Raw genomic sequence first — 16,151 nt, 5'->3', positions numbered from 1 at the left:
TTTCACCTTTTTGGATAAACAGACTCTACATATCGTCAGAACAATTTTTGCCGCGTTCATTCTAATTTCTGTAGGATGCGCCTCAAAAGGCTATCAGAACCTTAACGCTAGATATAACGGATACTTTTATGCCGACCTATATTTAACGGAAACCTACCAAGCCTTTGAGCAACAGTATGAGTATAACTTCGATGAAATTCTCAAGATCTTTCCTCAAGTAGATTCTTCAATTGTAAGCAGTAATAAGGAAAAGCTAGATGATGCTTTTAAAAAATCTAGTCAGAATATTGAGTGGTGGGAAGGCAGCGACTGGGTAGATGATAGTTACCTGATTATTGGAAAAATCCGATACCTCCGTGCGCAATGGCAGTTTGCCATTGAAACCTTCCAGTACATCAATCAAAACAGCAAGGATGATCAGGTTAGGCAGAAAGCGCTCATTGCCCTAATGCGAACTTATATGGACATGGGTAATAACGACCAAGCCTTACAGGTTTCTCAGTTTCTAGAAGAAGAGTCGCTCACTGAAGAAAATGCTGTTGATTATCTTCTCACTTTGGCATATTTCTATCAGAGGCAAGACAACTATAGCAGAGTAAAAGAATTGTTAGAGCAAGCACAACCAGCGCTAACAGATAAAAACTATAAAATCAGAGTAAACTTTATTTTAGGACAACTTGCTCAAGAGGCCGGTGAGTTTAGAAATGCCTATCTGTTCTATGACAATGCTCAAAAGGGTAATCCTCCTTATGAGATTATGTTTCATGCCAAGCTAAATAAGCTAGCAGTTTCTGGTTTTGCTAACCCTAATTATGTTGATGAGGCCTACAAGGCCTTTGAGAAGATGCTCTCTGATGGTAAGAATACAGAGTATATGGATAACATATTCTATACTATGGGCTTGCTAGAGCAAAACCGTGAAAACTTGCCTCAAGCTATTGAGCACTTCAAATCTGCTGCACAGGTAGAACAGCCCAACCAAAGACAGCAAGGATTGGCCTATTTAAGGTTGGCAGAAATCTACTATGACGATTTAAAGAGGTTCAATTTGGCCAGTGCCTATTATGATAGTGCAGTTCAGAACCTGCCGAAAGACATTGAGAACTTTGAGGATATTTCAAAGAGACAGACCGTTCTGAAAGACTTTGTTACTCAACTCAACATTATTGAAACCAATGATAGCCTTCTTACACTATCTGCTATGAGCAGAGTCCAACTAGAAGTTTATCTGGGAAGATATATTGATGCTAAAGAAGCCAAGGAAAAAGAAAGAAAAGCTAAAGAGCAGCCTAGTAATAGCGGAATCAATAGGGTGGATAATTCAAATTATCAGACACCCGATGGCAGCGGGTCTTGGTACTTCTATAATCAACAAGCCATTAGCCAAGGGCAACTTGAGTTTCAGCGTATTTGGGGCAATAGGCCGTTGGAAAATAATTGGAGAAGATCTTTAAAACAGAACATTGGTATTGGCCCAGCCACTACCGTAGCAGAAGAAGAATTTGACGATCCTAATAAAGGGGCAGCTCAGCCAGACTTAAAGAGTAGTAGAGATACTGAGGTTGAAAAGCTAATGGCTACCATTCCATTTGAAGAAGATGCGAAAGAGAAAGCCCGATTAGAAATACAAGACGCATATTTTAAGCTAGGGAGCATTTATAGGTTCGGTCTGGAGCAAAACAGACAATCCATCGATAGTTATGAAACCCTACTACAGAAGTACCCACAAACTAGCCACAGAATAGATGCTCTTTATGCTCTATACACCTTGTATGAACCAATTGATGCCAGTAAATCTCAACAGTATAGGCAAATGATCATTGATGAGTTTCCTGAAACCATTATGGCCAAAACACTCATTAACCCTAATTACCTGCAAGAAAAGGCTGCCAGAAACAGAGCATTACAGTTACAATATGCTGAAGCGTATGAAGCGTATGAAGCTGGTAATTACTTATTGGCCGACCAAAGGCTACGGTCAGCACTTTCTTCTTTTGAAGATGTAGACTTTTTACCTACGGTAGAATTATTGGCTGCTATACTCAAGGCCAAAACAGAAAGCATTGTTTCTTATGAGCAAGCCTTGAACGATTTTATTGAGAAATACCCAGAAGCTCCACAGACATCTTACGCCAAAAGCTTGTTAGCCGCTGTAGCCCCAACAAAGAACCAGCGCTTGGGTAACCTTAAAGATGCGTTCAGCGAAGATTTCCAGCAAATTCATTTAGTGGCCTTCACTTTTAATCAGGCAAATTTTGAAGCAGACTCTCTAAGAAAACAAATAGATGAGTTCAATGCGGAAAACTTTAAAACAAAACTGTTTTCTGGCTTTGTAAGCTTCAACCCTCAAGAGCAAATTGGAGTAATATACATCAACAGCTTTAAGGTAAAGTCGGCAGCTGAGAGCTACAGAGAATTAATGGAAAAGGAACTGAAAAGAATTGGGCTGCAAGCCGATTCAAATTTTCATAATTTTGCCATATCGCAAGATAACTTCACACTGTTGTTCCAAAACAAAGCGTTAGATCAATACCTGGAGTTCCACAAGAAATTTTACAAAGAATGACCGCTACAGAGAAGCTAAATAAAAGAAGGCCAATACTTAAGAAAATCACCATAGCCTTATGGGTTGTTTTTGCCTTATGCATCATTGGCTTTCCCACTTATATTTGGGCGGTTAGTAATAACCTCAACAATTGGTTTGGTAACCTGCCAAGCTACAGTCAGCTAGAAAACCCTGACCAAAATCTAACTTCTCTACTTTTTACAGCCGATGGTGTACAATTAGGTTCTGGTTACTACAGAAATAATAGAAACCCTGTTACTTACGATCAACTTGGCGATAATCTCGTTCATGCTCTATTAGCAGCAGAAGACATTCGTTTTAACTCTCACTCTGGAATAGACTTAGAAAGTATGTTCCGTGTAGCTTTTGGGGTAATTACTTTCAGTCCTAAAGGCGGTGGATCTACCATTAGCCAACAGTTAGCAAAAAACCTGTTTAACACCCGGGTTATTAAGGCAGAAGACAAAGGCAAATTAGAAGGCGTAAACGGATTCTTAGATCAGCTTATTTACAAAACTAAAGAGTGGATTCTCTCTGTAAGACTGGAAAGATCTTACACCAAAGAAGAGATTATGGCTATGTATTACAATACCGTAGAATTTGGAAACAATGCCTACGGAATTAAGTCTGCAGCCAAAACATACTTCAACAAATTGCCTCATGAATTATCGGTTCAGGAGGCCGCGGTACTAGCGGGCATGCAAAAAGGTGTTACTACTTACAGACCAGATATCAACCCAGAAAACTCAATGCGCAGAAGAAATACTGTAATGAGTCAGATGGTGAAATATGATTTTCTAGACAAACGAGCTTATGACACCCTAAAGGTTCAAGAAATCAATTTGGAAGAATTCCGTCAGCAAGACCATAATACAGGCCTTGCCCAATACTTCCGTGCAGAGGCTAGTAAAGACTTACTTGAACTTTGCCGAAACTTAGGATATGACTTATACGGTGACGGACTCAAAATATACACTACGCTAGACTCTCGAATGCAGGCCTATGCAGAAGATGCTATGGACAGCTCTATGCGGTCACTGCAAGCCTTATTCGACCAAAAACTCGCCAAAGAAGGTAGAGATTTGTGGATAGATAGCAAGGGTAGAGAAATTGAGAATTTCTTCGAAGAGAGTGTAATCCCTAGATCACAGGCCTATAGAAGCTTGGTGAGAAAGTACGGGAGCAAGTCAGATTCTGTTGACTACTATATGAACAAACCTAAAAAGCTGAAAGTCTTCTCTTGGGGTGGAGATATTGACACAGTAATGAGTTCCATTGATTCCATTCGATACTACAAACAGTTTTTACAGTCAGGATTCTTGGCTACTCAACCTAGCACTGGTGCAATTAAAGCATGGGTTGGAGGAGTAAACTTTCAGCATTTCAAATATGACCACGTTCGTTATGGTAAAAGACAGCCAGGCTCATTATTTAAGCCATTCGTCTATGCCACAGCCGTAGAGCAAGGATACTCACCATGCTATACTTTCAGAGACGAGGCTGTTGCCATAAGAACAGGTAACGGATCTGAAGTTTGGGATCCTTCTAATGCGGAAGGCAGGTTCTCAGGAGAAGAGATGACCATGAAACTAGCCATGGCAAAATCTGTAAATTCTATTACTGCCAGAGTAATGGATATAGTTAAGCCAGATAAAGTGGTAGATATGGCAAAACGTGTTGGGATTGAAAGCACTATTCCTCCGTATTATTCAATTGCTCTAGGAACGGAAGACGTATCCTTATTCGAAATCTTAGGTGCTTATGGAACATTCGCCAATAAAGGAACACATATAGAACCATATTATATTTCCAGAATAGAAGACAAGTACGGTAACGAGATATATAGACATGTGCCGAGAAAGAGCAAGGCTATTAATGAAGATGTAGCTTACGTAATGCTTAACATGATGCAAGAAACGGTGAGAAACGGTTCTGGTATAAGACTTTGGGCACCTGGGTACTACAACCTTACTGACTATAATCAAACTGAATTCTCTATTGGCGCGAAAACAGGAACCACCCAAAACGCTTCAGATGGATGGTTTGTAGCAGTCACTAACGATATTGTTGCTGGTGCTTGGGTAGGAGGAGATGACCGTGCCATTCACTTTACTCATTGGCCTGACGGGCAAGGAGCAAGAACAGCAATGCCGATTGTAGCCCTCTTCTTACAAGATATCTACGCTGACTCTACCCTTAATCTTCAAAAGACAGTATTCCAAAGACCACCTAACCTGAGCATGGAAATAGATTGTCAGAAGTTTGTAGATGTACTTACCCCTACGGATACCACCATTTATGACGATGATATTTACTAATTTCGGCCTATGGAGGTCACCCGATTCGATCCTAAGGATGTATTGAATCTTCCCGATAACCCGGGAGTTTACCGTTTTTTCAATGAAGAAGACGTGCTCATTTATGTGGGCAAAGCCAAGAGTCTGAAAAAACGTGTTTCTAGCTACTTCAATAAACAAAGTGGAGTAAATAGAAAAACCAGAAGGCTAGTATCGGAAATCAAGGCCATAGAAGTTACGTTGGTTAACAATGAATTCGATGCGCTGCTGTTAGAGAACAATCTCATTAAGCAGAATCAGCCTCGGTATAACATTCTACTAAAAGACGATAAGACCTACCCGTACATATGTGTTTCCAACGAACGATTTCCACGCATTTACAGTACCCGAAAGTTTATTCCATCTAACGGTACTTACTTTGGCCCATTTGCCTCTGTAAAGGCCATGAATAATATTCTCAGGCTTATCAACTCTTTGTTCACTTTAAGAACTTGCCGATTCGACCTGAGCGAAGAAAACATTAGCAAAGGCAAATTTAAGGTATGTCTGGAGTACCATATTGGCAATTGCAAAGGCCCTTGCGAGGCTCTTCAAATAGAAGCCGATTACCTAGATGATGTAAACCAAGCCATCCACATACTGAAGGGAAATCTCTCAATCCCGAAGCAGTTCTTCAAAGAACAAATGACATCAGCTGCTCAAAAGCTCGAATTTGAAAAAGCCCAACAATACAAAGACAAACTTGAGTCTGTAGATAGGTTCCAATCTAAGTCTATAGTTGTGAGCCCGAACATTGCTGACATGGATGTATTCACCATTGTTTCAGACGAAAAGTGGGCCTTTGTAAACTACCTGAGGATAAAGAACGGAACTATCAATCTCTCTCAAACCAGTGAGATAAAGAAAAGACTCAATGAGTCAGATGAAGAGATCTTGAGTCTCATGATTATAGATTTAAAAGACAAGTTCCAGAGCACTGCTAAGGAGGTACTCACAAATAGAGAACTAGCACTTAACACAGAAAACTTTAAGCTGCTGCTACCACAACGAGGCGATAAAAAGAAGTTGATAGACCTATCGTTAAAGAATGCCCTATTCGCTAAAAAGGAGAAATATACTTCTCTCGAAAATGTAAAGGATAAAGGCAATAGAGTACTTAAGCAGTTACAGGCAGACTTATCGCTTAAAGAACTACCTGTTCATATAGAGTGCTTCGATAACTCTAACATACAAGGTACAAACCCGGTAGCCAGTATGGTCTGCTTTAAAATGGGCAGACCTTCTAAAAAAGATTATCGCCATTACAAGATTAAAACTGTGGTTGGCGCAGACGATTTTGGCTCCATGAAAGAGGTAGTAGGAAGGCGATATAAAAGACTGCTCGATGAAAATGAGCCGCTACCTAAGCTAATTGTTATTGATGGTGGAAAAGGCCAGTTAAATGCGGCTTGCGAGGCGCTCAAAGAGCTCAATATCTATGGAGAGATTCCAATTATTGGTATTGCAAAACGCCTTGAAGAGCTCTACTTCCCAGAAGATTCATTCCCTATCCATATAGATAAGAAGTCGGAATCACTCAGGCTTATTCAAAAACTAAGAGATGAGGCGCATAGGTTTGCTATTACATTCCATAGAGATCTTCGCAGTAAGAATAGCTTTAACTTTGAACTGGAAGAAGTGAAAGGTTTGGGCAAGGCCACAGTAGATAAATTGCTTCAGAAATACCGAACCATGAGTAAGATTGAGCAAGCCCCACATGAAGAAATAGAATCGCTGATAGGCAAATCAAAAGCAGCAATTGTCACCAATTATATCAAACAAAAAAAGGAAGCTAAATAGCTTCCTTCTTCTTTATCTTCAAACCAAGGGTTAGTATTCCCAAAGGTTATGCATTTTCTCCAATAGCTCCATACGCTTTCTCATGGCCTGTTCAATGATGCTATAATCATAGTCAGACTTGCCATAAAGTGTCTGAATATTGCTATCGTCAGAGTTCTGGAACTTAGTAATGTATGCACTGAACAACCTTAAGTCGAACGCATGGGCAAAATTGATATTTCTATCGCGAGGGTTCTTTGGGTTATACCAGTAAGCAGTATTCTTATTACTTTCGGAATAAACCTGCTCAATGTAATTCACCAATTCCTCATACTTAATTCTCACAATCTCTCTTTCTGTTCCTGCTACCGAAGCCTTAGGAGGTGCAACCAAAGTAATGGATACAATATCCCACTTGGCAAGCGATTGATTTCTATCGAAGATCATATCCTCCTCAATCAACAATACATCTAAATCTCCTTTGTTAGCCGGATCCAGTGGTCTAGCAGCAGAAGCAGCTTGGTACTCCACATCAATAATAGAGTCTAATCTTGCATCTGAATACTCTGCAAACCTACCACCATCTCTAGTCTTCAACTCAGCTCTATCCTGCCCTCTCAAGGCTTCGTCATAGTTACCCTGAGCGGTAGACATATTTTTGAGGTTATTTCTGAAGTCTGTTTCAGATAATATATCCTCGTCTGAAAAACCAGCAGCGCCAGTTTCAAAAGTCGCATAAGGAGTTATACCTACTTGTTGATCTAAAGCCTGGCTTTTAGCATCGTAATAGGCTTCAATTCCATTTAAGATTACTTCAGAAATTCTAGACTCTTTAGCATTCCAAGCAGAATTCAACTTTTCGTTGAAGTTCATTTTGGACCAAAGTCTAATACTCCACATCACATCCTCATCTCTGATTGGACGAACAGAGAATTCGTTGTTGAGCTTGCGAGCACTATTAAGCCCGGCAACTCTAGTGGTACTTTCAATAGACTGCAAGAATTTTGCAGGATCGGTACCTGCTCCTTGCTCATCTTGTGCCTTAACTAAAGTCACGAATAATAGTGCCAATAAAATTGCCGAAACTCTTTTCATCTTAGTTAATATTTAAAGTCATATCTCCTGTAAACTTGATAGGAATTCTATCGTTCTTGTAGTTCAACCTTACGATCTCCTCAACATAAACGACAATTCTATCACCGGATTGCATCTGACTGATTAATGGTCCTAAATCCACACGTGAAGTTGGACTAGATATTTCAATTGTTCTTTTAGTTTGTTTTCCTCTTGCTAGAGTTACCTGACCCTTACTCACCAAGAATTGAGAATCTTTCGGGAATCTTTCAGCAAAGTCAGGATCAGAAGGAAGGAACAAAGTCAAATTCGTTGGCTTTTCATCCAAACCGTTTTTAGCATTATACGGCTGACCGTTTGGTCTAACATCTAATCTAGGTAATGGAACTGGCTTAGCCTGAAACTCTCTAGTACCAATTGGTAAACCCGCACTAGAAACCGCAATGCTCACCTCTCTTTGAGAAGGATCTACAATAATCTGCCCTTTTTGAGAACCTGTAGTAAATGTCCCACCAGAAACTCTAAACTGAGGTTGATAAGCTGGCCCTAAAGCAGGTACATTGATATTCAAGTTATTGGCGCAACCTAGGTATAGCACCTCAACAGATTGAGATCTAACATCGATTACAGGACGAGCTACTTGATACTCATGACGAGTAGTTCTAGTGATAGTACCACCATTACCGTCTTCAGCAGTAATTTCTACCTCAAAAGCCTTAGTGGCCAAACCATTAGCATCGTATTCACCTTCTCTAGCACTGGTCTTAAAGTTGATCACTCCTCTACCATTTACCACATCAATTGGGCTACCATTCAACTTAATTTCTGGTTGCAAAGAAGAGTTACCTAGAGTTAAGAATGCTTGAGCATTAAAGTCCAAACCAGCTGTTACCAAGTTAGACTGTGATAAAATTGTTGCCTGAGCATAGTCAATACCAGCAAATCTACCATCTAGCATTTCTTCAGGCTTGATCTCTGTAGATGCAGTTCCTGAGTTAGAGTTACTTCTTGGTGTATTGCTTGGTGTAGCAGAAGCATTGTCTGTTGGAGTTTGCGCTGGAGAAGAGCTTGGAGTACCTGCTGTTACAGGGTCAACATCGCTCAGGTTAGGAATATCTCCAGGCTTAGTAGTTACCGCAGTACCTACCAACCCTCTTAGTTTGTTCAAAGCTTCAGACTCTTTGCTATAGATTTGATTCTTGTAGAAAGTCAACTGTGCTAAAACAGATGCTAAAGGCGCTTTATAAAAGTTGAAGTGAGCGTAGTCATCTTTCAATGCCTCTTTATTGTTTTCATAGAACTTAATGTCTTCCGCCTTTATAGCGATAGACTTAAGCCACTCATCACTCATTCCGCCTTTACCCAAAAGGTTAATGGCGCCATTCACCTTACCGGTATAGTCATCGAGACGAGTTTTTAACTCATCGGCATTACCCAATTCTACTAAGTACCTGCTTGGTTCTTCATACTTCTTCAATGTAGATCTCTCGTACACTTTAGAAGTATCTCCACCAGCTGAAGCTTTTCCTAACTCCAGTTTTAGGTTATCTATGTAGTTAGCCAATTCAGTTGTGTAAGAACGAATTTCTTCAGCTACTTTTTCAACCGCTTGGTCACCTTCTTTGTCTCCTTGGTTTTCTACATCGCTTTGAATGCTTTCTAAAACAGTAGCATTGTAGTCTACCATAGACTCGTTGGCTACTTGTAGCCCATTCTCAATAAGAACGAACTTTTCAAGTACCGTATCTTTAATCTGCAAGGCTAGAAGAGCAGTTAGCACGAGATACATCATGCCAATCATCTTCTGCCGTGGATTTTCCTTAGCTCCTGCCATAATAGATCAGGTTTAGTTGTTGGTTTGTTTCATGGCAGATAGCATAGCACCATACACTTTGTTCAATGAGGTGATGTTGCTATTCAATTGAGCCATTTGAGATTGGAATTCCTCGGTAGCTTTAGCAGTATTCATAGCTCCCTTAATCATGGTTTCCATGTTAGTCAAATAGCCCTTCATGTATTTTGCTACAGACTCAGTGTCTGTTAATTCAGCCTTGTAAGCTCCACTTAAAGCCTGAAGTTGAGTAGCAGCTTCTTTTAACTGAACCTGATATTGCTCAGTAGCTGTTTTCAATTGAGCTTGGTTATTACCAGAACCCTTAACAGAGCTTGCAACCTCTGCAAATGCAGCGGCAGCCTGAGAAGTAGATTGATCAATTTTAGAAAGAGAAGTAGCAGCCGTTTTTGCACTTTTAGCATACTCATCGGTAGCTACTGCTGCATTGGTCATATTGGCTAGAGACTTAGCATTCTGAGCCAAGTTATCCATACCTTGTTTAAGGTTTTGAAGACCATCTTTGCTGATAGCCGCTTGCTTCAACATTTTTTCCAAGGTTACATCGTCTTTTGGAGAAGCCGCACTTGGAGCGCCATCCTTTACAGTGGCATGATATAATTCTTTAGTATAGTCGGTTGCCTTAGGTTCAAATGCACTGAAAGCAAAGATTAGAGCTTCAGTACCAAGACCTAGAATAAGCATTTCAGTTGCACCAGCCCATCCGTTCAATTTGAACATAGCACCTACAATTACAACTGCGGCACCTAGACCGTAGATTTTCGGCATAATGTTGCCGTAGAAGTTTTGGGTAAATTTACTAGCCATCTTTATTTATTTGTTGGGTTGAAGATCAATGTTAGTGTTTGATATTGATTCTATTATTGTCCTAGATAATCCATAGCACATCTGAATCCTATAGAAGCAGAGGCCACATCTCTATATTCAAAAGTTCTAGTTCCTGTTTGTAAATAGTAGGAAATATCATTCCATGCTCCTCCTCTTACTACCTTTTTACCGAAGTGAGGACTTCTGCTTTCTTCTAGAGAATCGTAAGTGAACATTGGGTTAAGATCCCATACTAAAGGATTGTAAACCGGAGAGAAATCATCTCTTACCCATTCTGCCACATTACCTGCCATGTTGTATAGGTTAAATGGGTTTGGAAGGAATGAGTTTACCGGAGCGGTGTAAGGATAGCCATCATCGGCATAAGCACCTCTACCAGGCTTAAAGTTGGCCAAGAAACAACCATCTCTATTTCTAATGTAAGGACCACCCCATGGGTATTTTACAATTTCTTTACCTCCTCTGGCAGCATATTCCCACTCAGCTTCTGTTGGAAGTCTAAAGTTAGGGTAACGGCTTTCAATTGGAGATGTATCTACGAATGTACTTGCTTCAGGTCCTGAGGCTGCTCCACCCTGCGGGCCAGTAGCGCCTAATGGCCCACCAATAGCCCCTGCCGGATCAGCTTGATTTTTATTCTTTCCGAAAGAGAAAAGACCTCCTCCGCCTTCGTTCTTCGCTTGCTGACCATTGTTCAGGAAAATGGTTCTCCAAGCAGAAAACTTCTCTGCAGCATCCCAGCTAACACCCACTACAGGGTAATCATCAAAGGCAGAGTGCTCAAAATAATATTGAGTCATTCTATCTCCGTAGTGATAAGTAAATTCCTGATCCCAGACGTTAGGGTTAGGAACTACCGAAGCCAAAAGCTCTCTTGTGTAATATCTATCACCTTTTTCTGCCAAGTCGGCAATGTGATAAAGGAATTGACGGTATTCGTTATTTGTAATTTCTTCAGCGTCCATGAAGAACGAACTCACCGTAATTTGTCTATTAAAGTTGATTTGAGAGGCAGCCACATCTTCATCTGCTTGCCCCATGTAGAAAGTTCCTCCAGGAATTTGAACCATTCCATAAGGTAGTTCTTGATACCAACCTTCTCTATCGAGTACACCCAGAAGTTGGCCTTCATCGATCAGTGCTTGTTCTTTTCCACCTCCTCCAAGGAAGCCTTCGAACATGCTACATCCCGAACTCAAGAACAACAAAGCCATTAACGTCAGACCCAGTACAGACTTCTTCATTGTTTTAGTTTTTAGTCTATTTGCCCAACCACATATCCCTCATTTGGCAAATAAAGCGCGAAAATTAATATTTTATTGTTAGTAATCCATCCGAGGATAGAAAATTATACAAACCTTAATCTTAAGTAAACTTTTGTTTAGTAACGGTATCTCGGAGTCCTTATGATGTTCCTTCCAAGATTTATTCCGTTGCTTCTTGTTGGGAATTTGTAAATGAGCATAACCTCTTGAGAAGTGGGCTCTTTACTGTCCCTGTCAGCTAGAACTACATCTAGTGCATAAGCCAACGCCAAACTACGATCTTTTAGTATACTGTAACCAATCATAACCGAAGCCGATTCGGATTGGCGATAGGATAATCCTCCCCAAAGTTGGTCGTTGTATCTTCCAACAACGCTCAAGTCCCAAGAGTAGGAGTTAAACCCTACAGATTTCAACAATAAAGTCGGTGTGATCGTAACTTCAGGGCTTACTGCATAATCGTAGCCTGCTGTTAAATAGTAGTGTCGAATTAATTGATTGGCAATTTGATCTTGACCGAAGTCAAATTCTGGTTGAAGTAAGTGATTTGTACTGAAACCACCAAAAAAATTTCCTTTTCTGTAAAGTATCCCTACTCCTACATCTGGACGTATCTGAGATTCTTTTCCGCTGAGGTTAGCCAAGTCATCGCTAGGGTCTACTAAAACGAGTTCGTCAAAATCTAAACCACTAGAAAACATACCCGCTGTAATTCCAATGCTAATAGAAGCATCACCAGGAATAGGAATGTAGTAAGAGCCAGAGAATTTAAGCTCTAAGTTATTTGAAGGCCCTAGGTTGTCATTCATCAGATGAACGCCTAATCCTCCATTCCACCACTTAGATAAACTGCTGTAGCTAATGAATTGGGTGGTTGGTGCACCACCCGGATTTATAGTACCATCATAACCAAACCATTGAGAACGGTGAATGGCAGTTAGTGTATTTGCATTGGACAACCCAGTAAAGGCAGCATTATAGTACATGGGATTAAACATGTACTGTGTGAACTGCGCATCTTGCTGAGCCCTCAATCCAAAGGCTGAAAAAAGAAAGAAAAAGGCTAGGCCAATGGCTCTTGACATATTCAGGTAACGCGAATTTTAGACGTTTTATTTAAACAGTCCCTCAATAATACAAGAAAACTAGCTTTTGCCCTTAGGTGTTGCCAGAATTAAAGATTATTTGCCTTTTTTATGTAAAGCTCCAATGCTCCTGTCATTGAAGGCGCATTTGGTTGAGGCGCTTCAATGTCTATTTCAAGGCTAGCTTCTTTGGCAGCTTGAGCTGTTGTAGGCCCAAAAACGGCTATTCTTGTATCGTTCTGCTTAAACTCTGGAAAGTTAACAAAGAGTGAGTTAATTCCACTTGGGCTATAGAATGCCAAAATATCATAAGTCACATCGTCAAGATCGGACAAATCACTAGCCACAGTTTCATAAATAACTGCTTCTGAAAAATTGTATCCGTTCTTTTCCAAATAATTAGGAATGTCTTCTTTACGAATATTTGAACAAGGGAATAGATACTTTTCGTTCTTGTGCTTTTTCAGAATCTCAATAAGATCTTGAGCGGTTTTAGAACCTGTAAATATCTTTCTCTTTCTAACTACAATATACTTCTGTAGGTAGTACGCGGTCTGTTCAGAAATACAGAAGTATTTCATATCGGCCGGAACCTCAATTTTGAGGTCTTTACAAATGGCAAAGAAGTGATCTACTGCATTACGGCTAGTGAAAATGATAGCCGTATGCTTAAGAATATCAATTTTTTGCTTTCTGAATTCCTTAGCCGCAATCGGGTCAACCTGAATAAAAGGCCTGAAATCAATCTTGATTCCATACTTTTTGGCTAACGAATAATAAGGTGACTTTGGATCAGATGGCTTTGGTTGTGAAACGAGGATACTCTTAACTGGTTTTAGCCTCTCCTCAGACGTGCTATTGGACATATTCTTCCCTGCTTTTTATCCTTTGGCTTTGATTAGGTTATCAGTTTAAGGCCGATTAAAGTAGGCATTAATTCTGTGGTGCAAAGGTAAGAAAATATATATAAGTTGCTACACGCTCCTAAACTTCGAATCTTAAAGAATAAGTTTATCAACCTGAACACTAGGTAAATAACCAATACTACGGCCAAAATCTCTAATGCTACCATCGGAAAGTTAAACCGTACATAGATTGAAATGCTCAAAATAGCATACAACAGGATAGAAAAGCTGTGATTGAAAGACTGGAACTCTTGAAAATGCCTTGTTTCTTCAGCGGGAATATTAAACAACCAGCCAAAGACTCTGACGAATAAAAATTTGAGAAACATTACAAACTGAATGGCTACACCAAGTATGAGCCATACGGCAATTCCCCAAAATAGTGTTGTAATTTCTAGCCAAGGCAAGGCAGCCCTCAATTCAGAATGAAAGAAATAGATACAGAGAATTCCGAAACTAAAACTAAGCGATAGTACTCCGGTAAAATAGAAGCTTTCGGTACTAAACAGCCTAATACCTGAGCCAAAATCTTCTCTATATCGGAAGTTCAGGAATTTGTCGAAGCTATAAATCGAAGAAAATAGTTTAGGGTAAATTATTCTAGAAACCGCAAAAACAATAAAGAGCAGCATGGCTATGGCCATGGCAATATTTCTGAATAACTCGTTTTCTGCTAGTACCTCTTGCATTAAAACCTTGTGGTGAACCCAAAGTGAATTTTAGACTGGTTAAAGTTAATAGCTCCAGTTGAATTTGAGGTTCCTAATGCATAAACAAAATTGAAAATACCTGTATTTGTAGCAAAGCTTATCCCAGTACCTAAGCCCAAGGCTAAATCTGCTTGTTTATTCTCCTGCCTTACAAATCGTTCTTCTACATAGCCCAAGTCTGTAAAAAGTAACAGATAGGAAGTTTCATCTAAATAAAATCTAGACTCCAGATTTGAATAGACAAACGTTGTGGCAAAGTAGCTTGCTTCATCAAACCCTCTGATACTCCTTAAACCACCAATTCTGTAAGCATCGTTTTGGAATAAATTATCACTGCTCAGCAAGCCTCCATGCAATGACGTATACATAGTTGTTTTTGAGCTAAGTGGAAAGTAATAATCAAAACCCAGATCGTATTGGTACTGAAGTGTTTGCATATCTACCTGGGCGTAAAGCTCATTGGGCAATTCTGCATTAGGTCTAATGGTCTTGTTTCCAACAGAACCAGCTAACTCAAAAAGCAGTCCCGATTTTGGTAGAATAACATCATCCAAATTGTTGAAGCTATAGCGGAGTCCATACCTTGTTAATCGGAAATCAAGAATATCAGGAAGTTCATTGCTTCCCTGATATTGAGAGGTAGCTATTAAGTCTGTAGCTGTAAACTTAGTGATGAGCCCTAAATTAGAAGAAGCGCCTAAATTCAGATTAAGGTCGAAACCCAAAATTCGCCTGTTAAACGTACTATCCTGTTTAAGGAAATTGAAATCGCTTTGAAGAGAGAGTGAACTGCCGAACAAGTTTGGGTGATCATATTCTAGCGCGAGTGTCTGCGTTTCTTCATGTAGCCTACGCCAGTGAATACCTATATGTTTACCCGAGGCAAATGGATTATACAATTCTAGATCGAACTGACCGGTGAGCAAAAGCCCACTTTCCCTACCACTATTTGGCAAAAGGCCTATAATGCCATCAATGGTGTTCACTTTTCTTTTTTCTACCTCCAGCACCACGCGGCCTTCACTATTTTGAAAGGTAAGTAAGGGCGACTTGCTAAGCCTTAGGTAAGGTAATTTTCGGAGTTTCGGCACAATGGCATCTACCAAACGTTGATCGTATGTTTTACCAAGTTCAATTCCCAAATAAGCCTCGGCAAACTTAGACTTCAATACATTCGACTGAACTACCTGAACGGAATCAAAAGTTATTGGCGGACCAAAGTCTACATTCAGCGCAGCAGAAAAACCATCGCCTTCAATTTGAAGGGAGTCAAACTTAATTGAAGCGAAAGGGTAGCCATTTCTTTCAGCAAACTTCAAAACGTTAGCTTCTAGTTTTTCGATTTCTGTTATCCTAAATGGCTTGCTACTAAAATTACTCTGCTTAAAATTAAGCCTTCGCCAAAGCTCAGCATCTAGGTTTCCTGCTCGCAGGTTAATCCATTCAAATTGAGGGCCTACAAGTATATAAAGCTTCATCTCAGAATTTTCGAGTTGAGCCTTATTCAATTCGGCAAGTAAAAAACCTTCTCTATGAAGGCCAGAGACTAAGTTCTGCCCTACTGAAATACCAGACAATGAATCGGCTACTCTCCTCGTGTACTTATAAGACCGAAGAATTTGATCAGAATTATCTATTGAGACCACCTCCAAATTGAGCAACTGCTGGGCCTGAGAGACCTTGCCTCCAAGAAAAAGTGATAGGAATAGTGCCAGTAAAGCAAGGCGGTGTAAAGGCATAGCTTATATTTA

Annotated in this window: 11 protein-coding genes; 3 read left to right on the top strand and 8 right to left on the bottom strand. The window is 40.0% G+C overall.

The window, feature by feature from the left end; translation table 11 throughout:
- Positions 1–10: 10 nt before the first annotated feature.
- Genes porW through uvrC form a run of 3 tightly spaced genes read left to right on the top strand, consistent with a single transcriptional unit; the run spans position 11 to position 6,702 of the window.
- Positions 11–2,566, top strand: coding sequence for a type IX secretion system periplasmic lipoprotein PorW/SprE (gene porW / locus AWW68_RS04835; RefSeq protein WP_068217175.1), 2,556 nt, complete (start codon positions 11–13; stop codon positions 2,564–2,566).
- Positions 2,563–4,884 (top strand): transglycosylase domain-containing protein, encoded by a 2,322-nt coding sequence (locus tag AWW68_RS04830; protein WP_068217173.1) that lies wholly within the window; start codon positions 2,563–2,565, stop codon positions 4,882–4,884. Before porW ends, AWW68_RS04830 begins: the two co-directional genes overlap by 4 nt.
- 9 nt (positions 4,885–4,893) lie before the next feature.
- Positions 4,894–6,702: an excinuclease ABC subunit UvrC gene (gene uvrC / locus AWW68_RS04825; protein ID WP_068217168.1), complete on the top strand. Its 1,809-nt coding sequence runs from the start codon at positions 4,894–4,896 to the stop codon at positions 6,700–6,702.
- Between the two features lie 30 nt (positions 6,703–6,732).
- Here the strand turns inward: uvrC and AWW68_RS04820 are convergent, their stop codons facing one another.
- The 8 genes from AWW68_RS04820 to AWW68_RS04785 form a co-directional block, all read right to left on the bottom strand.
- Positions 6,733–7,776, bottom strand: coding sequence for a hypothetical protein (locus tag AWW68_RS04820; protein WP_068217167.1), 1,044 nt, complete (start codon positions 7,774–7,776; stop codon positions 6,733–6,735).
- A gap of 1 nt (position 7,777) precedes the next feature.
- Positions 7,778–9,589 (bottom strand): type IX secretion system motor protein PorM/GldM, encoded by a 1,812-nt coding sequence (porM, locus tag AWW68_RS04815; RefSeq protein ID WP_068217166.1) that lies wholly within the window; start codon positions 9,587–9,589, stop codon positions 7,778–7,780.
- 12 nt (positions 9,590–9,601) lie between these two features.
- Entirely contained in the window at positions 9,602–10,414 is an 813-nt protein-coding gene (gene porL / locus AWW68_RS04810; protein ID WP_068217165.1) for a type IX secretion system motor protein PorL/GldL, read from the bottom strand.
- A gap of 53 nt (positions 10,415–10,467) precedes the next feature.
- A complete protein-coding gene (locus AWW68_RS04805) occupies positions 10,468–11,679 on the bottom strand; it encodes an SUMF1/EgtB/PvdO family nonheme iron enzyme (protein WP_068217164.1) in 1,212 nt (403 codons plus the stop codon).
- 137 nt (positions 11,680–11,816) lie between these two features.
- On the bottom strand, positions 11,817–12,785 hold the full coding sequence (locus tag AWW68_RS04800) for a PorP/SprF family type IX secretion system membrane protein (protein ID WP_068217163.1): 969 nt from the start codon (positions 12,783–12,785) through the stop codon (positions 11,817–11,819).
- A gap of 89 nt (positions 12,786–12,874) precedes the next feature.
- Positions 12,875–13,651, bottom strand: coding sequence for a uroporphyrinogen-III synthase (locus tag AWW68_RS04795; RefSeq protein WP_068217161.1), 777 nt, complete (start codon positions 13,649–13,651; stop codon positions 12,875–12,877).
- 32 nt (positions 13,652–13,683) lie between these two features.
- Positions 13,684–14,379 carry a DUF4271 domain-containing protein gene (locus AWW68_RS04790; RefSeq protein ID WP_068217159.1) on the bottom strand — a complete coding sequence of 232 codons (696 nt, stop codon included), beginning with the start codon at positions 14,377–14,379 and terminating at the stop codon, positions 13,684–13,686.
- Entirely contained in the window at positions 14,379–16,139 is a 1,761-nt protein-coding gene (locus AWW68_RS04785) for a ShlB/FhaC/HecB family hemolysin secretion/activation protein (protein ID WP_068217156.1), read from the bottom strand. The genes AWW68_RS04790 and AWW68_RS04785 overlap by 1 nt, the downstream gene beginning before the upstream one ends.
- Between the last annotated feature and the right edge of the window lie 12 nt (positions 16,140–16,151).

The organism is Roseivirga spongicola (assembly GCF_001592965.1).
Taxonomy (GTDB): Bacteria; Bacteroidota; Bacteroidia; order Cytophagales; family Cyclobacteriaceae; genus Roseivirga; species Roseivirga spongicola.
The sequence above is the reverse complement of the archived record's forward strand: the minus strand, read 5'-3'. Positions and strand labels throughout refer to the sequence as shown.

Bases quoted from the DNA above. Each gene is read 5' to 3' on its own strand.
- AWW68_RS04820 (WP_068217167.1), bottom strand. From the start codon at position 7,776: ATGAAAAGAGTTTCGGCAATTTTATTGGCACTATTATTCGTGACTTTA.
- AWW68_RS04790 (WP_068217159.1), bottom strand. From the start codon at position 14,379: ATGCAAGAGGTACTAGCAGAAAACGAGTTATTCAGAAATATTGCCATG.
- AWW68_RS04800 (WP_068217163.1), bottom strand. From the start codon at position 12,785: ATGTCAAGAGCCATTGGCCTAGCCTTTTTCTTTCTTTTTTCAGCCTTT.
- porL (WP_068217165.1), bottom strand. From the start codon at position 10,414: ATGGCTAGTAAATTTACCCAAAACTTCTACGGCAACATTATGCCGAAA.
- AWW68_RS04805 (WP_068217164.1), bottom strand. From the start codon at position 11,679: ATGAAGAAGTCTGTACTGGGTCTGACGTTAATGGCTTTGTTGTTCTTG.
- AWW68_RS04830 (WP_068217173.1), top strand. From the start codon at position 2,563: ATGACCGCTACAGAGAAGCTAAATAAAAGAAGGCCAATACTTAAGAAA.
- AWW68_RS04785 (WP_068217156.1), bottom strand. From the start codon at position 16,139: ATGCCTTTACACCGCCTTGCTTTACTGGCACTATTCCTATCACTTTTT.
- porM (WP_068217166.1), bottom strand. From the start codon at position 9,589: ATGGCAGGAGCTAAGGAAAATCCACGGCAGAAGATGATTGGCATGATG.
- AWW68_RS04795 (WP_068217161.1), bottom strand. From the start codon at position 13,651: ATGTCCAATAGCACGTCTGAGGAGAGGCTAAAACCAGTTAAGAGTATC.
- uvrC (WP_068217168.1), top strand. From the start codon at position 4,894: ATGGAGGTCACCCGATTCGATCCTAAGGATGTATTGAATCTTCCCGAT.